At 72.0% G+C, this 17,024-nt stretch carries 14 protein-coding genes; 10 read left to right on the forward strand and 4 right to left on the reverse strand.

Annotation, left to right across the window (positions count from 1 at the left end; genetic code table 11):
- Positions 1 to 72 precede the first annotated feature (72 nt).
- On the forward strand, positions 73 to 3,603 hold the full coding sequence (mfd, locus tag OG453_RS08410; RefSeq protein ID WP_266866041.1) for a transcription-repair coupling factor: 3,531 nt from the start codon (positions 73 to 75) through the stop codon (positions 3,601 to 3,603).
- Positions 3,604 to 3,616: 13 nt separating this feature from the next.
- Here the strand turns inward: mfd and OG453_RS08415 are convergent, their stop codons facing one another.
- The 3 genes from OG453_RS08415 to OG453_RS08425 form a co-directional block, all read right to left on the reverse strand.
- The gene (locus OG453_RS08415) at positions 3,617 to 3,991 is read right to left on the reverse strand and encodes a MerR family transcriptional regulator (protein ID WP_266866043.1); all 375 of its coding nucleotides are present in this window, start codon (positions 3,989 to 3,991) and stop codon (positions 3,617 to 3,619) included.
- A gap of 74 nt (positions 3,992 to 4,065) precedes the next feature.
- Positions 4,066 to 4,833 (reverse strand): SDR family NAD(P)-dependent oxidoreductase, encoded by a 768-nt coding sequence (locus OG453_RS08420; protein ID WP_266866045.1) that lies wholly within the window; start codon positions 4,831 to 4,833, stop codon positions 4,066 to 4,068.
- Between the two features lie 53 nt (positions 4,834 to 4,886).
- Entirely contained in the window at positions 4,887 to 5,324 is a 438-nt protein-coding gene (locus tag OG453_RS08425) for a nuclear transport factor 2 family protein (RefSeq protein WP_266866047.1), read from the reverse strand.
- Between the two features lie 231 nt (positions 5,325 to 5,555).
- Here OG453_RS08425 and OG453_RS08430 point away from each other — a divergent pair, with 231 nt between their 5' ends.
- The 3 genes from OG453_RS08430 to OG453_RS08440 all read left to right on the forward strand — a co-directional run bounded on the left by OG453_RS08430 (position 5,556) and on the right by OG453_RS08440 (position 7,787).
- A complete protein-coding gene (locus OG453_RS08430; protein ID WP_266866049.1) occupies positions 5,556 to 6,245 on the forward strand; it encodes an MOSC domain-containing protein in 690 nt (229 codons plus the stop codon).
- Entirely contained in the window at positions 6,242 to 6,973 is a 732-nt protein-coding gene (locus OG453_RS08435; RefSeq protein ID WP_266866051.1) for an HNH endonuclease family protein, read from the forward strand. The genes OG453_RS08430 and OG453_RS08435 overlap by 4 nt, the downstream gene beginning before the upstream one ends.
- A gap of 70 nt (positions 6,974 to 7,043) precedes the next feature.
- Positions 7,044 to 7,787 (forward strand): N-acetyltransferase, encoded by a 744-nt coding sequence (locus tag OG453_RS08440; RefSeq protein ID WP_266866053.1) that lies wholly within the window; start codon positions 7,044 to 7,046, stop codon positions 7,785 to 7,787.
- An 18-nt stretch (positions 7,788 to 7,805) separates the two neighbouring features.
- Here OG453_RS08440 and OG453_RS08445 read toward each other — a convergent pair whose 3' ends face one another.
- Positions 7,806 to 8,579, reverse strand: coding sequence for a hypothetical protein (locus OG453_RS08445; RefSeq protein ID WP_266866055.1), 774 nt, complete (start codon positions 8,577 to 8,579; stop codon positions 7,806 to 7,808).
- Positions 8,580 to 8,777: 198 nt separating this feature from the next.
- Here OG453_RS08445 and OG453_RS08450 point away from each other — a divergent pair, with 198 nt between their 5' ends.
- The 6 genes from OG453_RS08450 (at position 8,778) to OG453_RS08475 (ending at position 17,024) form a co-directional block, all read left to right on the forward strand.
- Entirely contained in the window at positions 8,778 to 10,820 is a 2,043-nt protein-coding gene (locus tag OG453_RS08450; RefSeq protein WP_266866057.1) for an N-6 DNA methylase, read from the forward strand.
- A 182-nt stretch (positions 10,821 to 11,002) separates the two neighbouring features.
- Positions 11,003 to 11,575 (forward strand): hypothetical protein, encoded by a 573-nt coding sequence (locus tag OG453_RS08455; RefSeq protein WP_266866059.1) that lies wholly within the window; start codon positions 11,003 to 11,005, stop codon positions 11,573 to 11,575.
- A gap of 2 nt (positions 11,576 to 11,577) precedes the next feature.
- Positions 11,578 to 13,137: a serine/threonine-protein kinase gene (locus tag OG453_RS08460; RefSeq protein ID WP_323178617.1), complete on the forward strand. Its 1,560-nt coding sequence runs from the start codon at positions 11,578 to 11,580 to the stop codon at positions 13,135 to 13,137.
- Positions 13,138 to 13,324: 187 nt separating this feature from the next.
- Positions 13,325 to 13,990: a SurA N-terminal domain-containing protein gene (locus OG453_RS08465; protein WP_266866061.1), complete on the forward strand. Its 666-nt coding sequence runs from the start codon at positions 13,325 to 13,327 to the stop codon at positions 13,988 to 13,990.
- 38 nt (positions 13,991 to 14,028) lie between these two features.
- Positions 14,029 to 15,009 carry a nucleoside triphosphate pyrophosphohydrolase gene (locus tag OG453_RS08470; protein ID WP_266866063.1) on the forward strand — a complete coding sequence of 327 codons (981 nt, stop codon included), beginning with the start codon at positions 14,029 to 14,031 and terminating at the stop codon, positions 15,007 to 15,009.
- Positions 15,010 to 15,050: 41 nt separating this feature from the next.
- Positions 15,051 to 17,024: a tetratricopeptide repeat protein gene (locus tag OG453_RS08475; RefSeq protein WP_266866065.1), complete on the forward strand. Its 1,974-nt coding sequence runs from the start codon at positions 15,051 to 15,053 to the stop codon at positions 17,022 to 17,024.

Raw genomic sequence — 17,024 nt, forward strand, 5'->3', positions numbered from 1 at the left:
GTATGACGTTGCCGGGCGGTTCGCGTTGCCCTCCCGCGCGCCCCCGAACCTGGACGGAAAGCGAAAGCCCACATGAGCCTGCACGGTCTGCTCGACGCTGTCGTCAAGGACGCGGCCCTCGCCGAAGCGGTCAAGGCCGGGAGGGACGGCAACCGCATGGCCATCGATATGGTCGGGCCGCCTGCTGCCCGTCCGTTCGCTGTGGCCGCCCTTGCCCGCGAGACACGGCGCACCGTGCTCGCCGTGACGGCGACCGGCCGCGAGGCCGAGGACCTGGCGGCCGCCCTGCGCACGATCATCCCGCCGGACGGAGTCGTCGAGTACCCCTCCTGGGAGACGCTCCCGCACGAGCGCCTCTCGCCCCGCTCCGACACCGTCGGCCGCCGCCTCGCGGTCCTGCGCCGCCTCGCGCACCCCCGCGCGGACGACCCCGAGACCGGGCCCGTTTCCGTCATCGTCGCCCCCGTGCGCTCCGTCCTCCAGCCGCAGGTCAAGGGTCTGGGAGACCTGGAGCCCGTCGCCCTGCGCCAGGGTCAGACCACCGACCTGAACGAGACCGTCGAGGCGCTCGCGGCAGCCGCGTACTCCCGTGTCGAGCTGGTCGAGAAGCGCGGCGAGTTCGCCGTGCGCGGCGGCATCCTCGACGTCTTCCCGCCGACCGAGGAGCACCCGCTCCGCGTCGAGTTCTGGGGCGACGACGTCGAGGAGATCCGCTACTTCAAGGTCGCCGACCAGCGCTCCCTCGAAGTCGCCGAGCACGGCCTGTGGGCGCCGCCCTGCCGTGAGCTGCTGCTCACCGACGACGTACGGGAGCGGGCCGCCGCTCTCGCGGAGGCCCACCCCGAGCTCGGCGAACTGCTCGGCAAGATCGCCGAGGGCATCGCCGTCGAGGGCATGGAGTCCCTCGCGCCGGTCCTGGTCGACGACATGGAGCTGCTGCTCGACGTCCTGCCCAAGGACTCCATGGCCGTGGTCTGCGATCCGGAGCGGGTCCGGACCCGGGCCGCCGACCTGGTGGCGACCTCCCAGGAGTTCCTCCAGGCCAGCTGGGCCGCGACCGCCGGCGGCGGCGAGGCCCCCATCGACGTGGGCGCGGCCTCGCTGTGGGGCATCGCGGACGTCCGCGACCACGCGAGCGACCTCGGCATGATGTGGTGGTCGGTCTCCCCCTTCGCGGCGGATGAGGACCTCGACGAGGACACCCTCAAGCTCGGCATGCACGCCACCGAGACCTACCGGGGCGACACCGCGAAGGCCCTCGCCGACACCAAGGGCTGGCTTGCCGACGGCTGGCGCACCATCTATGTGACCGAGGGCCACGGCCCCGCCGCCCGCACCGTCGAGGTCCTCGGCGGCGAGGGCATCGCGGCCCGCCTGGACGCGGACCTCAGCGAGCTCACGCCGTCCGTCGTGCACGTGTCCTGCGGCTCCATCGACTTCGGCTTCATCGACCCCGCGCTCAAGCTCGCCGTCCTCACCGAGACCGACCTCTCGGGGCAGAAGGCGGCCGGCAAGGACGGCCAGCGGATGCCCGCCCGCCGCCGCAAGACGATCGACCCGCTGACCCTGGAGTCCGGCGACTACATCGTCCACGAGCAGCACGGCGTCGGCCGCTACATCGAGATGGTCCAGCGCACCGTGCAGGGCGCCACCCGCGAGTACCTGGTCGTCGAGTACGCCCCCGCCAAGCGCGGCCAGCCCGGCGACCGGCTCTACATCCCGACCGACCAGCTGGAGCAGATCACCAAGTACGTCGGCGGCGAGGCCCCCACGCTGCACCGTCTGGGCGGCGCCGACTGGACGAAGACGAAGGCCCGCGCGAAGAAGGCGGTCAAGGAGATCGCCGCGGATCTGATCAAGCTGTACAGCGCCCGCATGGCGGCCCCCGGCCACTCCTTCGCCCCCGACACCCCCTGGCAGCGCGAGCTGGAGGACGCCTTCCCGTACGTGGAGACGCCCGACCAGCTCACCACCATCGCCGAGGTCAAGGAGGACATGGAGAAGACGGTCCCGATGGACCGCCTGATCTGCGGCGACGTCGGCTACGGCAAGACGGAGATCGCGGTCCGCGCGGCCTTCAAGGCGGTGCAGGACGGCAAGCAGGTCGCGGTTCTGGTCCCCACGACCCTCCTCGTCCAGCAGCACTTCGGTACGTTCTCCGAGCGCTACTCCCAATTCCCGGTGAAGACACGGGCGTTGAGCCGCTTCCAGACGGACACGGAGTCGAAGGCGACCCTGGAGGGCCTGCGGGAAGGCTCGGTCGACATCGTCATCGGCACGCACCGCCTCTTCTCCTCCGAGACCAAGTTCAAGGACCTGGGCCTGGTCATCGTCGACGAGGAGCAGCGCTTCGGCGTCGAGCACAAGGAGCAGCTGAAGAAGCTGCGGGCCAACGTGGACGTCCTGACGATGTCGGCGACCCCGATTCCCCGTACGTTGGAAATGGCCGTGACCGGCATCCGCGAGATGTCGACCATCACCACCCCGCCGGAGGAGCGCCACCCGGTGCTCACCTTCGTCGGCCCGTACGAGGAGAGGCAGATCGGCGCGGCGATCCGCCGTGAACTGCTGCGTGAGGGCCAGGTCTTCTACATCCACAACCGGGTCGAGTCGATCGACCGCGCGGCGGCCCGGCTCAGGGACATCGTGCCGGAGGCCCGCATCGCCACCGCCCACGGCCAGATGTCCGAACAGGCCCTGGAACAGGTCGTGGTGGACTTCTGGGAGAAGAAGTTCGACGTGCTCGTCTCGACGACGATCGTCGAGTCCGGCATCGACATCTCCAACGCCAACACCCTGATCGTCGAGCGCGGCGACAACTTCGGCCTCTCCCAGCTCCACCAGCTGCGCGGCCGCGTGGGCCGCGGCCGCGAGCGCGGCTACGCCTACTTCCTGTACCCGCCGGAGAAGCCCCTGACGGAGACGGCCCACGAGCGTCTCGCCACCATCGCCCAGCACACGGAGATGGGTGCGGGCATGTACGTGGCGATGAAGGACCTGGAGATCCGAGGAGCCGGAAACCTCCTGGGCGGCGAACAGTCGGGACACATCGCGGGCGTCGGCTTCGACCTCTACGTACGCATGGTCGGCGAGGCCGTGGCCGACTACCGCGCCTCGCTGGAGGGCGGCGTGGAGGAGGAGCCGCCGCTGGAGGTCAAGGTCGAGCTGCCGGTCGACGCGCATGTACCGCACGACTACGCACCCGGCGAGCGGCTGCGCCTTGCGGCCTACCGTTCGATCGCCTCCGCGAGCAGTGAGCAGGACGTCAAGGCGGTGCGCGAGGAACTCACCGACCGCTACGGCAAGTTGCCCGAGCCGGTGGAGAACCTCCTCCTGGTGGCGGGCCTGCGCATGCTGGCCCGCGCGTGCGGGGTCGGCGAGATCGTGCTGCAGGGCAACAACATCCGGTTCGCACCGGTGGAGCTGCGGGAGTCCCAGGAGCTCAGGCTCAAGCGCCTCTACCCCGGCACGGTCATCAAGGAGAGCGCCCACCAGGTCCTCGTCCCGCGTCCGAAGACGGCGAAGGTCGGCGGAAAGCCGTTGATCGGGCGCGAACTCCTCGGCTGGGTGGGGGAGTTCCTCACGTCGATCCTCGGATCGTAGGCACGCGATCGGCTCAGGCCACCGGACGGATCCGTCCGCCGGTGGCCTGGTCCAGCTTCTCCACGAGGCGGTCGCGGACCTCCGTCTGGGCGGCGATGCGCCGGTCGATGACGGCGAGGCGGTCGAGGATGACCCGCAGGCCCTGGTCGGACGGCTCTGTGGTGGCGATGTCCCCGTCCAGGCAGGGCAGGAACACGCGTACGTCGTCGAGGGTGAGCCCGGCGTCGAGGAGGAAGCGGATGTTGCGGACGCGCGTGACGGCGCGCTCGGCGTCGTACAGCCGATAGCCGTTGTGGGCGCGCTCGGACTCGATGAGCCCGGCCTCCTCGTAATGCCGCAGCGCACGAGGCGTCGCCCCGGTGACCTCCGCAAGCTCCCCGATGCGCATCCGCAAGGCCCCCTTCTCCGGTTCTCCTTCGGCCGGAGCTTTTCGTATCACGCGGCGTGCCGCACGACGAGGCACTACGAGACCACGGCACCACCGTCCACCGGCAGCACGACGCCGGTGATGAACGAGGCGCCGGGCGATGCGAGCCGGGTGATGGCCCAGGCGACCTCCTCCGGCCGCCCGACCCGCCCCATCGGGGTGTGCTCCATCTGCCACTTCCGGATGGCCGCCTTCTCCTCGGTCGTGAATCCGGAGTGGTCGGCGATCGGCGTGGCCACCGCGCCGGGTGCGACGGCGGCGACCCGGATGCCACGGGGCGCGAGGTCGACGGCCCAGCCGCGGGTGAGGAGTTCGAGGGCGGACTTGGTGGCGGGGTAGAGCGAGTTGCCGGGCCAGCCGCGCTGCCCGACGGCGGTCGTGACGTTCACGATGACGCCCCGGCTCTCGCCCAGGGCGTCCAGCGCGGCCTGGGTGAGCAGGACGGGGGCGACGAGGTTGGTGGCGAGCTGGAGGCCGATGACCTCGCGGGTGTAGGTGCCGAGGCTCGCGGTGCGGACGACTCCGGCGTTGTTGACCAGGACGTCCAGGCGTCCGTGGGTCTCAAGGACGGTACGGACGATGTGCTCGGGTCCGCCGTCGGCGGTGATGTCGGCGATGAGCGGCGTGATGAGACCGCCCCCCTCGGCCGCCGTCTCGTGGAGTGGCTCGGCCCGCCGCCCCACGACGACGACCCGCGCCCCCTCGGCGGCGAAGGCGAGCGCGGTGGCGCGTCCGATGCCGGTACCGCCCCCGGTGACGAGCACGGTCCGGGTGATGTGGTCCTGCGGTTCTTGGTGGCTCATGACGGTGATGGTCGGACCCTGCCGCTAGGGGCAGGGTCAAGTGCGGCGGGCGGTCAGGGGGTGCAGGCCGCGGCGATCGACAGGCTGTTCTCGTAGAGGTGGTGGCGGGTGATGCGCCCGTCCTCGACGGTGAGGCGCAGGGCGAACGGCCCATCGAAGGACTTGCCGGTGCTGCGTACGGTGCCCCAGAGCCTGCCGAAGATGACGGCGTCGGTGCCTTCGACGATCAGCGCGTCCATGGTGGCGCCGCCCTTCTCCGGGATCACGTGCTCGGCCATCTCGTCGGCCTGCGCGGCGCACTGGGCGCCGGTGGTCCGCGGCCGGATCCACGGCACGGCCGGGTTCTCGGCGAGCAGCCAGTCGACCTCGTCGGCGAAGAGGGCGGTGAGACCCTCGGTGTCGCCCGCGAGCCGGTGGCCGAGGAAGGCCTGGACGGCGGCGCGGGTGGCGTCGGCTGTGTTCTCGGCGGGCTCGGCGTTCTCGGCGGTCATGTCGAACTCCTCGCGGTCGGCGGTTCGTTGCGGTGTGCTGACGATGGTGCCGGGAGGGCCGGACGGGCGCGATTACGTCCGAGGTAATGCGGCGCCCGGGGCGGCGCGGACGCCGGGAACCGGCGGCGTGTAAGTGGCCACGGGTGCCCCCGCCCCTTGCCCGCGCGCGTTACGGTTGCCGTGATGGAGCGTGATGGAGACCGAGATTCGGCTCAGGGGAGGGGAAGCGGCATGGCGCACGGCGCCGTTGTGGGGCTCGTCTGTTTTCCGGTGAAATCGATGCTGGGGGAGGCGCACGAGCGACTCGTCTTCGACGAGCGCGGTGTGGTCGGGGACCGGCTGTGGGCCCTGCGGTACGAGGACGGGAAGCTGGGGAGCGGCAAGAACAGCCGGCGGTTCCGGCGCACGCCGGGTCTCCTTGAGCATGTCGCCGCGTACGACGACGAGGGTCCCGTCGTCACCACGCCGGACGGAGAAACGTTGCGGCCCGGGGATCCACGGACCGCGGAACTCTTCGGCGCCGGCGTGGAGTTGGCGCGCGAGAGCGACGTCAGTCATCAGGACGCGGGCGGCGTCTCGATCGTCGGCACCGCATCGCTGCGCGCGCTCGGCGAGCTGCTCGGCGACGCCGACCCCGTCGACGTACGCAGACTGCGCAAGAACATCGTGGTCGAGACCGACGAGCCGTGGGTGGAGGAGGAGTGGGTCGGCCGGGAGATCGACTTCGGCGGTGAGCTGCGGCTGCGGGTCACCGAGCGCATCGAGCGCTGCGTGATGACCACCCAGGCCCAGCGCGGCCTGCCCGCAGACAACCGCGTCCTGAAGACCCTCACCGCCACGCGCGGCATGTGCATCGGCGTGTACGCGGACGTCGTGACCCCCGGCACCCTCGCACTCGGCGCCACGGTGGCCGCCCGGTGAGCCGACGCACCACCCGTACCACCCGGATCCGGGCCGCCGCGCTGCTCGCGCTGCTCGTCGTCACCGGCTGCACCCCCGATGAGAAGGGCGAAGGCGGATCGTCGGGCCCCGACGCCGAGGCCGGCTCCGCGCTGGCCGCCGTCGACTCGCTCACCGTCAAGGGCCGTGCGCCCAGGACGGGTTACGAGCGGGAGCGGTTCGGCAGCGCCTGGGCCGACACGGACTCCAACGGCTGCGGCACCCGGGACGACATACTCAAGCGCGACCTGGAGGACGTGAAGTTCCGGGACGGCGGCGACTGCGACGTGGCCTCGGGGACGCTCGCGCCCGACCCGTACACCGGCAAGGACGTCAGCTTCGTACGCGGCCGGAGCAAGGTCGACATCGACCATCTCGTCGCCCTCTCGGACGCCTGGCAGAAGGGCGCGGGCGGCTGGGAGCTGAGCAAGCGCATCGCCTTCGCCAACGATCCGCTCAACCTCCTTGCCGTCGACGCGGGCCCCAACCGGGGCAAGGGCGACGGCGACACGGCCACCTGGCTGCCGCCCGACAAGGGCTACCGGTGCGCGTATGTGGCCCGGCAGGTCGCGGTGAAGAAGAAGTACGGGGTGTGGGTGACGGGCGCCGAGCGCGACGCGATGAAGCGGGTCCTCTCGGACTGCCCCCAGGAGAAGCTGCCGTCCGGCGGCAATCCGACGACGGCACCGGGGCGCTTCCACGCGCGCTGAGGAGGCGCCCCGCGCGCAGCCGGAAGAAAACCACTTAACAGACCGGTCCGAGCCCGCTAGGTTCCCCCGCATGGACCTGAAGATCACGACCCTGGCCGAGCGCCCCGAACTCGCGGCGCCCCTCTGGCAGATGGAGGACACCTGGCCGGAGTTCATCGGGAACGACCCGATCGCCTGGTCGATGATCGGGCGGATCGTCAAGGATCTTCCCGAGTACGTCCTGGTCGCCACGGACGAGGGCGGCGCTGTCGTGGCCAAGGCGTTCAGCGTGCCGTTCGCGCTGCGCGCCGACGGCCGCGGTGAGCTGCCGGACGGCGGCTGGGACCAGGTCATGCTGTGGGCGTTCTCCGACCTGCGGCACGGCAGGAAGCCCGACACGGTGAGCGCGATCGAGATCACCGTGGCCAAGGAGTACCTCGGTCACGGTGTCTCCGGGCGGATGCTCGCCGCGATGCGCGAGAACGCACGCGCCCGCGGCTTCTCCCAGGTCGTCGCCCCGGTCCGCCCGAACGCCAAGCACCTGGAACCGGCCGCGCAGATCGACACGTACGCGCAGCGCAAGCGGGACGACGGGCTGCCCGCCGACCCGTGGCTGCGGGTGCACGTCCGCGCCGGCGGCACCATCGAGAAGGTGGCGCACGCGTCGATGACGGTGTCCGGGTCGACCGCCCAGTGGCGGGCGTGGACGGGGCTGCCGTTCGACACCGCCGGGACGGTCGAGGTGCCGGGCGCGCTTGTGCCGGTGCACTGCGAGCCCGAGCGTGGGTATGCGGTGTACGTCGAGCCCAATGTGTGGGTGCGGCACGTGCTGTGAGGGCTGGCCCGCCAGCTGTCAGCCCGCCAGCTCGTCCAGGTCGAGCACGTCGCCGGTGGGCGGCGTCGTCTTCACGGGCTTGTCGTAGTCGCTGAACGTCAGGGACTCGGGCTTACCGCCGGTCGTCTGGTCGACCTTCAGCAGATACGGCTTGCCCTCCGTGGCGACGTAGAGCGTGTACTTCTCCTTGCCGTCGTTCTCGGTGAGCTTGATCGCCGGGGTGCCGTCGACCGTGGTCGTGCCGCCCCTGTGGGCCGCGGAGTTGACGTCCTTGAAGTCGGCGAGCAGGACGTCGAGGTCACAGAACCCGGCGATGTCCTTCGCGTCGGAGCTCGTCGCCTTCGTCTTCACCCAACGGTCCGCGAGCATGTCCACCGCGGCCTGGGTGTCGGCGGCGGGCTCACCCTTGCTCTGCGCGCGCAGGAACTTCTCGTCGTACTTCATGTAGACGGTGCCGCCCGGGACGATCAGCTCCATCGAGCCCTCGTCGGTCGTGCTGATCGCGCCCGCGCACTTGCCGCTGGTGTCGAGGGCCATGTCCATCGAGTCCAGACCGGTCTCCTCGTCCGTGACCTTGCCCGCGACGCGGAGCGACTTGGCGTCTGAGGTCGTCTTGACGGCCTTGTCGGCGATCTCGGCGCCGGACATCCCGGCGAACGGGCCCTTGGGCTCGGCCTTCTCGGCCTTTTCCCCGGCCTTGTCCCCGGCGTTGCCGGATTCGGTGCCGCAGGCCGTCAGGCCGACGGTCGCCGCTGCGGCCAGGCAGACGGCGACAAAAGTGGTGCGATGCATGGAAGTTCCCCCCACAGGAGCTCGTCAAAGTGCTGACGTCATCTCAGCAGAGCCTGTGAACCGAGTCAACATGCGATTGGGTGGATGGTGAGTTAACGCCGTGAAGTGGGCGGTGCCGCATGCGCGGGTATGCTCGGCGCCACAGCGCCGCGACGCGACCACGCGCGGTGGGGCAGTGGACTGAGGGGAGCCGGTTCGGTGCGGGACAACGCGACAGAGGTGACCGCCGCCGGGATCGCCCGGCTCGCCGGGGTCGGCCGCGCCGCCGTCAGCAACTGGCGCCGCAGGCACGCCGACTTCCCCAAGCCCGTCGGCGGCACCGAGACCAGCCCCTCCTTCGCGCTCACCGCGGTCGAGGAGTGGCTGCGCATCCAGGGCAAACTCGGCGAGGTCCCGCTCCGGGAGAAGGTCTGGCAGCAGCTCGCAGGGCATCCGGCGGGCCCCGTGCCCGCCCTGCTGCACGCGGGCTGCGCCCTGCTTCTCGTACGCGATCGTCATCCCGGCTGGCTCAAGGTCAGCGCGGTGTCGGACGAGCGGATGGCCCAGCTGCTTCCGGGGGAGCTGGAAGGGGTCGTCGCCCCGCGCTTCGGGGGCGGTCCGGGAGTCGTGCGCATTCCGCGGGCCGCCGAACTGCTGCCCTCTGTCCCGCTGTTGAGAGGTGTCGCGGAACTCGCCACCGAGCTGGGCGCACGGCAGGCGTACGAGTTCCTGCTCGGCCGGCATATCGACGCCAACCCCCGCCAGTACACGCTCACTCCGGCAGGCCCCGCCGAGCTGATGGCCGCACTCGCCGAGATCGCAGCCCCCGCGCGGACCGTCCTCGACCCGGCCTGCGGCACCGGAGCCCTGCTGCGCGCCGTCCCGCCCCGCCCCGAACAGCGCCTGTACGGGCAGGACGCCGCCCCCGAACTCGCCGCCCTCACCGCGCTCAGGCTCGCCCTGCACTCCGACGCCACCGTGCGCGGCGCCGCCGCCGACACCCTGCGCGCGGACGCCTTCGCCGACGCGCGGGTTGACGCCGTGCTGTGCCACCCGCCGTTCAACGAACGCAACTGGGGGCACGACGAACTCGCCTACGACCCCCGCTGGGAGTACGGCTTCCCGGCCCGCACGGAGTCCGAACTCGCCTGGGTCCAGCACGCGTTGGCCCGCATCAAGGACGGCGGCACCGCCGTCATCCTGATGCCGCCCGCCGCCGCGTCCCGCCGCTCGGGACGCCGGGTGCGCGCCGATCTCCTGCGCCGCGGTGCCCTGCGCGCCGTGCTCGCGCTGCCCGCGGGCGCCGCGCCCCCGTACAACATCCCGCTGCACATCTGGGTCCTGAGCCGCCCCGTGCCGAACACACCGGCCTCGCCCGAGCTGCTCCTGGTCGAGACGGCGGGGCTCGCCGCCCCCGACGGCAGGGACCGGCAGGCCTGGCGGCCGGTGCAGGACGCCGTCCTCGACGTCTGGCGCCACTTCGAGAGGCACGGCACCCTCGACGAGCGGCCCGGCCTCGCCCGCGCCGTGCCGGTGCTCGAACTCCTCGACGACGAGGTCGACCTGGCCCCCGCCCGGCGCCTGCCGCCACCGGCGGCGGGCGGCGGCACCGAGCAGCTGACGGCGGTGCGCGAACGGCTCGGCGACGCGGTGCGGCGGACCGCCGATCTGCTGCCGCCGCAGGCCGAGCCCGCCGGTGCCGTTCGGTGGCCGCTCACCACGGTGGGGGAACTCGCCCGCTCCGGGGCGCTGTCGCTGCGTACCGGAACGGGCTCGGGAGCTCCCGGCAGCCGGGTGCTCACCGAGCACGACGTGCTCGCCGGAATGACACCCTCCGGATCTGTCGACCCGCTGACAGCAGACTCCGTGGTGACCGAGACCGGCGATGTCGTCATCCCGGTGTCCGGCGGCGGCACCGCCGCCCGCGTCGTCGACGAGGCCACTGCGGGCGCCGTGCTCGGCCGCGGCCTCACCCTCCTGCGGCCCGACCCGGCCGCCATCGACCCGTGGTTCCTCGCCGGATTCCTGCGCGGCACCGCCAACAACCGCCAGGCCAGCAGCTACGCGTCCACCGCGGCCCGGCTCGACATCCGCCGCCTCCAGGTGCCCCGCCTGCCGCTCGACGGACAGCACGGCTATGGCGAGCGGTTCCGCGCGCTCGCCGCCTTCGAGGACACCCTGCGGCTCGCGGGCCGCCTGGGCGAGCAGTTGGTGCGGGGGTTGCACGACGGACTGACGGACGGGACGCTTCCGCCGGAGTGAGGCGACCGGGTTCCGGACCGGCCGCGATCAGGACGTGACCAGTACGGCAACGGTTCGGTACAACCCGGGACCGGTTCTCCTTGTCGGCCTATACGCTCGAATCTGCATCCGTTCGTATTTCGACTTCCGGCCGTGCGTTCGCCCGTGGGCACGTACGGCTGCATCAGGCACCAGGAGCAGCCATGCACGGCCACGGCTACGCGCCGCAGCAACCGCCGCCGCCCTCCGGCGGCACCCATGTGACGCTGCGCGTGCTGTTCGTGGTCCTCGCCGTCGTGACCTGCGGCCTGGCGGCGTGGGGCGCGTTGCTGCGGCTCGCGATCGTGACCCGCAAGTCCTACGACTGGGTCCTGTTCGGGATCGTGGCCGCACTCGACGTGACGGCCGTCGTGCTGATCGGCGTCGACCCGGGCGCCGACGAGTTCCAGGGCCCCGGCAACGCGGGCATGGTGATCCTCCTGAGCACGCTGGTGGCGGCCGTCGCCTACTACCTGTTCGCGGACATACGCCACTTCAGCCCGTACCGCCGAGCGCAATTCACGGGCTACGTACCGCAGCAGCCGCAGACCGCTTACGGCTATCCGCAGCAGCAGGGTCCCGCCCCCGTCCACCTCCAGCCCACACAGCTGCACCAGCCGCCGGTCCAGCAGACACCGCCGCCGCCCACGCGTCCCGCACCGGCCCGCATCCACCAAGTACAGGCCGAGCTCGACGAGCTCAGTGACTACCTGCGCAAGCAGGAAGGCGGCAGCTGACCGTGACACTGGGGATCGGGGGCCGTGTCGTAGCCGGACGCTACGAACTCTCCACGCTCATCGGCCAGGGCGGCATGGGCCAGGTCTGGACGGCGTACGACCAACGCCTCGACCGCCGCGTCGCGGTCAAGCTCCTGCGCCCCGACCGGGTCGCGGGCGCCGAGGCGGAGGAGCTGCGCCGCCGCTTCGTGCGCGAGTGCCGCGTCACCGCACAGGTCGACCACCCGGGCCTGGTCACCGTCCATGACGCGGGCACCGAGGGCGAGGACCTCTTCCTCGTCATGCAGTACGTCGACGGGGCCGACCTCGGCGACCATCTCGCCGAACACGACCCCTACCCCTGGCAGTGGGCCGTCGCGATCGCCGCGCAGCTGTGCGCCGTGCTCTCCGCGGTGCACGCCGTGCCGATCGTGCACCGCGACCTGAAGCCGCGGAACGTGATGGTCAAGCAGGACGGCACGGTCTCCATCCTCGACCTGGGCATCGCCTCGGTGATGGACACCGACACCACCCGCCTCACCCACACCGGCTCACCCATCGGCAGCCCCGCGTACATGGCCCCCGAGCAGGCGATGGGCGGCGCGGTGGGCCCGTACACCGACCTGTACGCCCTGGGCGTCCTGCTCCACGAACTCCTCAGCGGCGACGTCCCGTTCTCCGGCTCGACCGCGCTCGGCGTGCTCCACCGCCACCTCTACGAACCGCCGCTCCCGGTCCGCCGGCTGCGCGCCGAGGTCCCCGAGGCCTTGGAGAACCTGGTCCTGCGGCTCCTCGCCAAGGACCCCCAGCACCGCCACGGCAGCGCCCAGGAGGTCTACGAGGAACTGGCCCCGCTGCTCCCTGCGCGCGGCATCCCCACCGGCGGCCCGCTCGACCCCACCCGCCCTTTCCTGCGCCCGCAGGCCCCGTGGCCCGACCGCGCGGCGACACCGGCGTCGGCCCCGGCCCTCCCGCCGAACCAGCCCGACCAGCGCCAGGGCCCCGGCAGCCCCGGCAGCCAGACGGACGTCGTGCACGCGGTCGACGAGGTCAAGCGGCTGCTCGGCGAGGGCCGCATCACGCAGGCGGTCGACATCCTCGGCTCGATCCTGCCCGCGGCCGCCGCCAAGCACGGCGAGCACTCCCCGGTGGTCCGCTCCCTGCGCAAGCAGTACGCGGCGACGCTGATGGACGACGGCCAGTACCGCCGCGCCCTGCCCGAACTGCGCCGCCTCGCCGACGAACGCGCCGCCGAGTCGGGCCAGGCCGACCCGCACTCCCTCCAGTTCCGCTACGAGGCGGCGCAGTGCCTGGAGCAGCTCGGCGAACCGGCGGCGGCCCTCGCCGAGTACCGCGCGCTCCTCCCGTACTACGAGAACCGCTACGCCTCGGACGACCGCGAACGCCCCCTGGAGATCCGCCGCCGCATCGGCCACCTGCTCCTCGCCCTCGGCGACCGCCCCGCCGCCCACGACACCCTGGCGCGGCTGCTCCTGGACGCCGAGCGGATGCACGGGGTCGGTCATCCGTTCCCGGCGGAGATCCGGCGTACGTTGCAGTGGCTCGGACAAGTGCGCGGGTAGTGACGGGCTGACGGGCGTGGGTGCCCGAACTCTTGCGGAATCGTTGGTCGAATAGGTGGCCGATAGACCGACCACTGCCTAACATCGATCACCGCAAGACTTTGTGCGCCCGCCCGTCGCCCGACCACCACCCCCGGTGGAGGCGCTGCGCGCCGCAGTGTCTTCACAATCTCCTCGGGAGGCTCACTTGCACCGCCGCCGTCGCACCGCGCTCGCCCTCTCCGTAGCCGCCATCGCCGCGGCCCCGCTCCTGACCGCTTGCGGCAGCGAAGCCCACCCCGGTGCCGCGGCCGTCGTGGGCGACGACCGCATCACGGTCGCGCAGCTGGAGGGCCGGGTGAACGAGGTGCGCGACGCGCAGCGCGCCGCCGTCCCGGACGACCAGCAGTACGAGCAGGCCATCGCCAAGTCCGGCGGCCTCACCCGCAGCACGCTGCACACGATGGTCCTGGACAAGGTCCTGCACCAGGCGGCGACCGACGCGGGCGTGGACGTGTCCCGCCGCGAGATCCAGACGATGAGAGCGGGCCTCGAACAGCAGGCGGGCGGCAAGAAGGCCCTCGAACAGGGCTGGCTGCAGCAGTACAGCGTCGCCCCGTCCCGCCTGGAGGACAGCCTCCGTACGGAGATCGAGGCGCAGAAGCTGGCCAAGACCCTGGGCGCGGACATGAACTCCCCCGAGGGCCAGGCGGCCTTCTGGAAGGCACTGTCCGCGGCCTCCAAGAAGCTGGACGTCGACCTGAACCCGCGGTACGGCACGTGGGACGTGGAGAAGTCCAAGCGCGCCGACACGAAGACGCCGTGGGTTCGCGATGTGTCCGAGGACGCGGCGGCGGGGCCCAGGCAGGCGTAGGCAGTAGTGCTGTCAGTGCCGTGGGTTACGTTCGACGGGTGAACGAAACCACGCCCCCGGCCGACGCCCCCGGCCGCGTCATCCTCCTCACCACCAGCCACCGGGTGGCCCCCGGCCTGCTCTCCTGGCCCGCCTGGCAGGCCCTGCACGGGGCGGACGCGGTCCTGTGCGCCGACGCGACGCATCCGCAGCTGCCGTATCTGCGCGAGGCGGGCGTGCGCGTGGAGCAGGCGTCGCCCACGGCCCAGGAACTGGTGGACGCCTGCGCCGGCGGCCGCACGGTCCTGGTCATCGCCACCGCCGAGGGCGACCGCCCCCTGACGGACGGCCTGGCCCGCCTCGCGGGATCGGGCCGGATCGCGATGCCGGACCTGGAGCTGCTCCCGGCGTCGTACGACCTGCCGGGCGCGCGGCTCCTGGACCTGGTGCAGGTCATGGACCAGATCCGGGGCGAATGCCCCTGGTCGTCCCAGCAGACGCACAAGGGCCTGGCGAAGTACGGGATCGAGGAGGCGTACGAGCTGGTCGAGGCGATCGAGGTGGGGGACAGGGACGAGCTGCGGGAGGAGCTCGGGGACGTCCTGCTCCAGGTGGTCTTCCACGCCCGCATCGCCGAGGAGGACCCGGAGTCCCCCTTCTCCGTGGACGACGTGGCGGGCGGCATCGTCGACAAGCTCATCCACCGCCACCCGCATGTCTTCGGCGACGACTCGGCGGACACCCCCGAGGACGTCAAGGCGCACTGGCTGCGCACGAAGGCGGAGGAGAAGCAGCGCTCATCGGTGACGGAGGGTATCCCGCTGGGCCAGCCGGGCCTCGCGCTGGCGGCGAAGCTGGCCTCGCGGGCGCGGACTGCGGGGCTTGAGGTGACGGTGCCTTCAGGGGAGGGCGTCGGCTATGAGCTGCTTGCCCTGGCCCTGCGGGCCGAGGCGGACGGGGTTGATCCGGAGGCGGCGCTGCGGGTTGCCGCGCGGGCTTACCGGGATGCGGTTCGGGCCGCTGAGAGGGCGGGGGCTTAGTACCTTTGAGGTAGGGCAGTTCGAGATGCGTGGGGGCTTGCGTGGAACCGGAGTTGGAGGAGCTTGCGGCGTCCGCGGCCCAGGCGCTGATGGCGGCTTCCCGGACCGACAAGTGGCAGGAAGTCTCCGCTCGGGTGGCGCATCACCTCAAAGACGCGGGACTGAGCGAGGGCTGGCTCGGCGCCCGGGGGCCTGACCCCGCAGCGGTGCGAGCGCGCAAGTGGCAAGGGCGGCTTGCGCGCCTGCTGGTGTCCAACCCCAGCTCGGTCGCCGAACTCCGCAGCATCGTGGCCGAGTTCGCGCCGCTCGCGGACGCCGGCCCGCAGGTGCGCAACACCGTGTCGGGCGGTGTCACGGACGGCGTGGTTCTCCAGTCGGGCCGCATCGACTCGCTCACCGTCAACGCCGCCCCCGGCACCGCCCAGGACCACATCGACTTCCGCGATGGCACCTTCAACGGCCCCGCCATCGGCGTCCAGCACAACCACTACGGAGCCCCGTCGCCGACGGCCCGCGCGATGGCTGCCGACTGGCCCCGCATCACCCGGCTCCGCCGCCTGGCCATGGGCGTTCACCCCACACGGCGGTTCGCCGCCGAGCCGACCGTGCCGCCGTACGTCACCAGGGACTGCGACGCCGAACTCAGCGGTCTGGTGCGGAGCGCCCTGCTCAACGGCGGCCTCGTCGTCGTCACGGGCCAGCCGCTCTCCGGCAAGACCAGGACGGCCTGGGCGGCACTCCGCAGGGCCGTGCGCGACGACGCCAGGGTCCACGTCGCCCCGCGGGGCACCGACCTGCGGGACCTGCCGGCCCAGCTCCGGGGCCGTGACAGCGAGGGCACGCACGTCGTCTGGCTCGACGACCTGGCGGACCACCTCGGTGAACACGGCCTCACCGCGGGCCTGCTGGCGCAGCTCGTCCACGAGCGGATCCTCGTCATCGCCACGATGAACGACGGCGACTACGACACCCACCGGTTCGGCGGCGGCCCGACGTCCCGTGTCCTCGGCGGCGCGGGCGGCACCGTCCAGCTGAGCCACGACTGGAGCGAGACGGAACTGACGCGACTCGCGCTGTTCGACGACCCCCGCCTGGTGGACGCCCGTGAGTGGCGCGGCGAAAGCGGCATCACCCAGTTCCTCGTGCTGGGCCCGGAGCTGTGGGACAAGTGGCGCAGGGCCCGCCAGGGCAACCCCTTCGGGCACCTCGTGGTGCGCGCGGCCGTGGACCTCGCCCGGTGCGGGATCACGGCGGACATCCCGCAGGTCCTGCTGCGGGAAACGTGTGCCAGGTACGGCGAACTGGACCTCACGGACGAGGACTTCGATGCGGCCCTGGCCTGGGCGGCCGAACCTCGGAACGGGGTCACAGGACTTCTCGTGCGCGGTGAGCAGCCGGACACCTGGCGGGCGTACGGCTCACTCGTCGCGGACGCCGTCCGGTGGCCCGAGACGGAGCCGGTGCCGGACACGGTGTGGGGTGAGGCGGTGGCCGGAGCACGCACCCACGGGCTCGACACCGACACTGTCGTCGCGTCGTTCCGCGCCGTCATGCTTCCGCGCGCCGACGGCGGGGACCTGACCGCCATGTACGGGCTCGGCGCCCTCGCGCACTGGGAGGGCGACGTGGTCGAGGCGGAGAGCTGGCACCGTAAGGCGGCCGACCTCGGCGACCTCCGTTCCTGCAACGCCCTGGGCCAGATCCTCGCCAACCGCGGCGCCAAGGCGGAGGCGATCCCCTACCTGGAGCTCGCCGCGGAGGCGGGCGTGGAGGCTGCATACGTCACGCTGGGCAAACTGCACCGCGACCGCGCCCGCCACTGGCTGGCCAAGGCCGCGGAATCGGGCGACGCGGAGGCGGCCTTCCAGCTGGCCCATCTCGTACTGAAGCCGGGCCGCGAGCGCCAGGCCGCCGAGTGGTACCGCCAAGCCGCCGATGCGGGCCACCGGGATGCGGCGCTTTACCTGAACACGTTGCGGGCGGGAATGTCCGCACCGGCCGAGGAGTCTGAGTAG

The organism is Streptomyces sp. NBC_01381 (genome assembly GCF_026340305.1).
Classification (GTDB): domain Bacteria; phylum Actinomycetota; class Actinomycetes; order Streptomycetales; family Streptomycetaceae; genus Streptomyces.

Coding starts and splice junctions, on each gene's coding strand:
- mfd (WP_266866041.1), top strand. CDS start 73: ATGAGCCTGCACGGTCTGCTCGACGCTGTCGTCAAGGACGCGGCCCTC.
- OG453_RS08415 (WP_266866043.1), bottom strand. CDS start 3,991: ATGCGCATCGGGGAGCTTGCGGAGGTCACCGGGGCGACGCCTCGTGCG.
- OG453_RS08420 (WP_266866045.1), bottom strand. CDS start 4,833: ATGAGCCACCAAGAACCGCAGGACCACATCACCCGGACCGTGCTCGTC.
- OG453_RS08425 (WP_266866047.1), bottom strand. CDS start 5,324: ATGACCGCCGAGAACGCCGAGCCCGCCGAGAACACAGCCGACGCCACC.
- OG453_RS08430 (WP_266866049.1), top strand. CDS start 5,556: ATGGCGCACGGCGCCGTTGTGGGGCTCGTCTGTTTTCCGGTGAAATCG.
- OG453_RS08440 (WP_266866053.1), top strand. CDS start 7,044: ATGGACCTGAAGATCACGACCCTGGCCGAGCGCCCCGAACTCGCGGCG.
- OG453_RS08445 (WP_266866055.1), bottom strand. CDS start 8,579: ATGCATCGCACCACTTTTGTCGCCGTCTGCCTGGCCGCAGCGGCGACC.
- OG453_RS08455 (WP_266866059.1), top strand. CDS start 11,003: ATGCACGGCCACGGCTACGCGCCGCAGCAACCGCCGCCGCCCTCCGGC.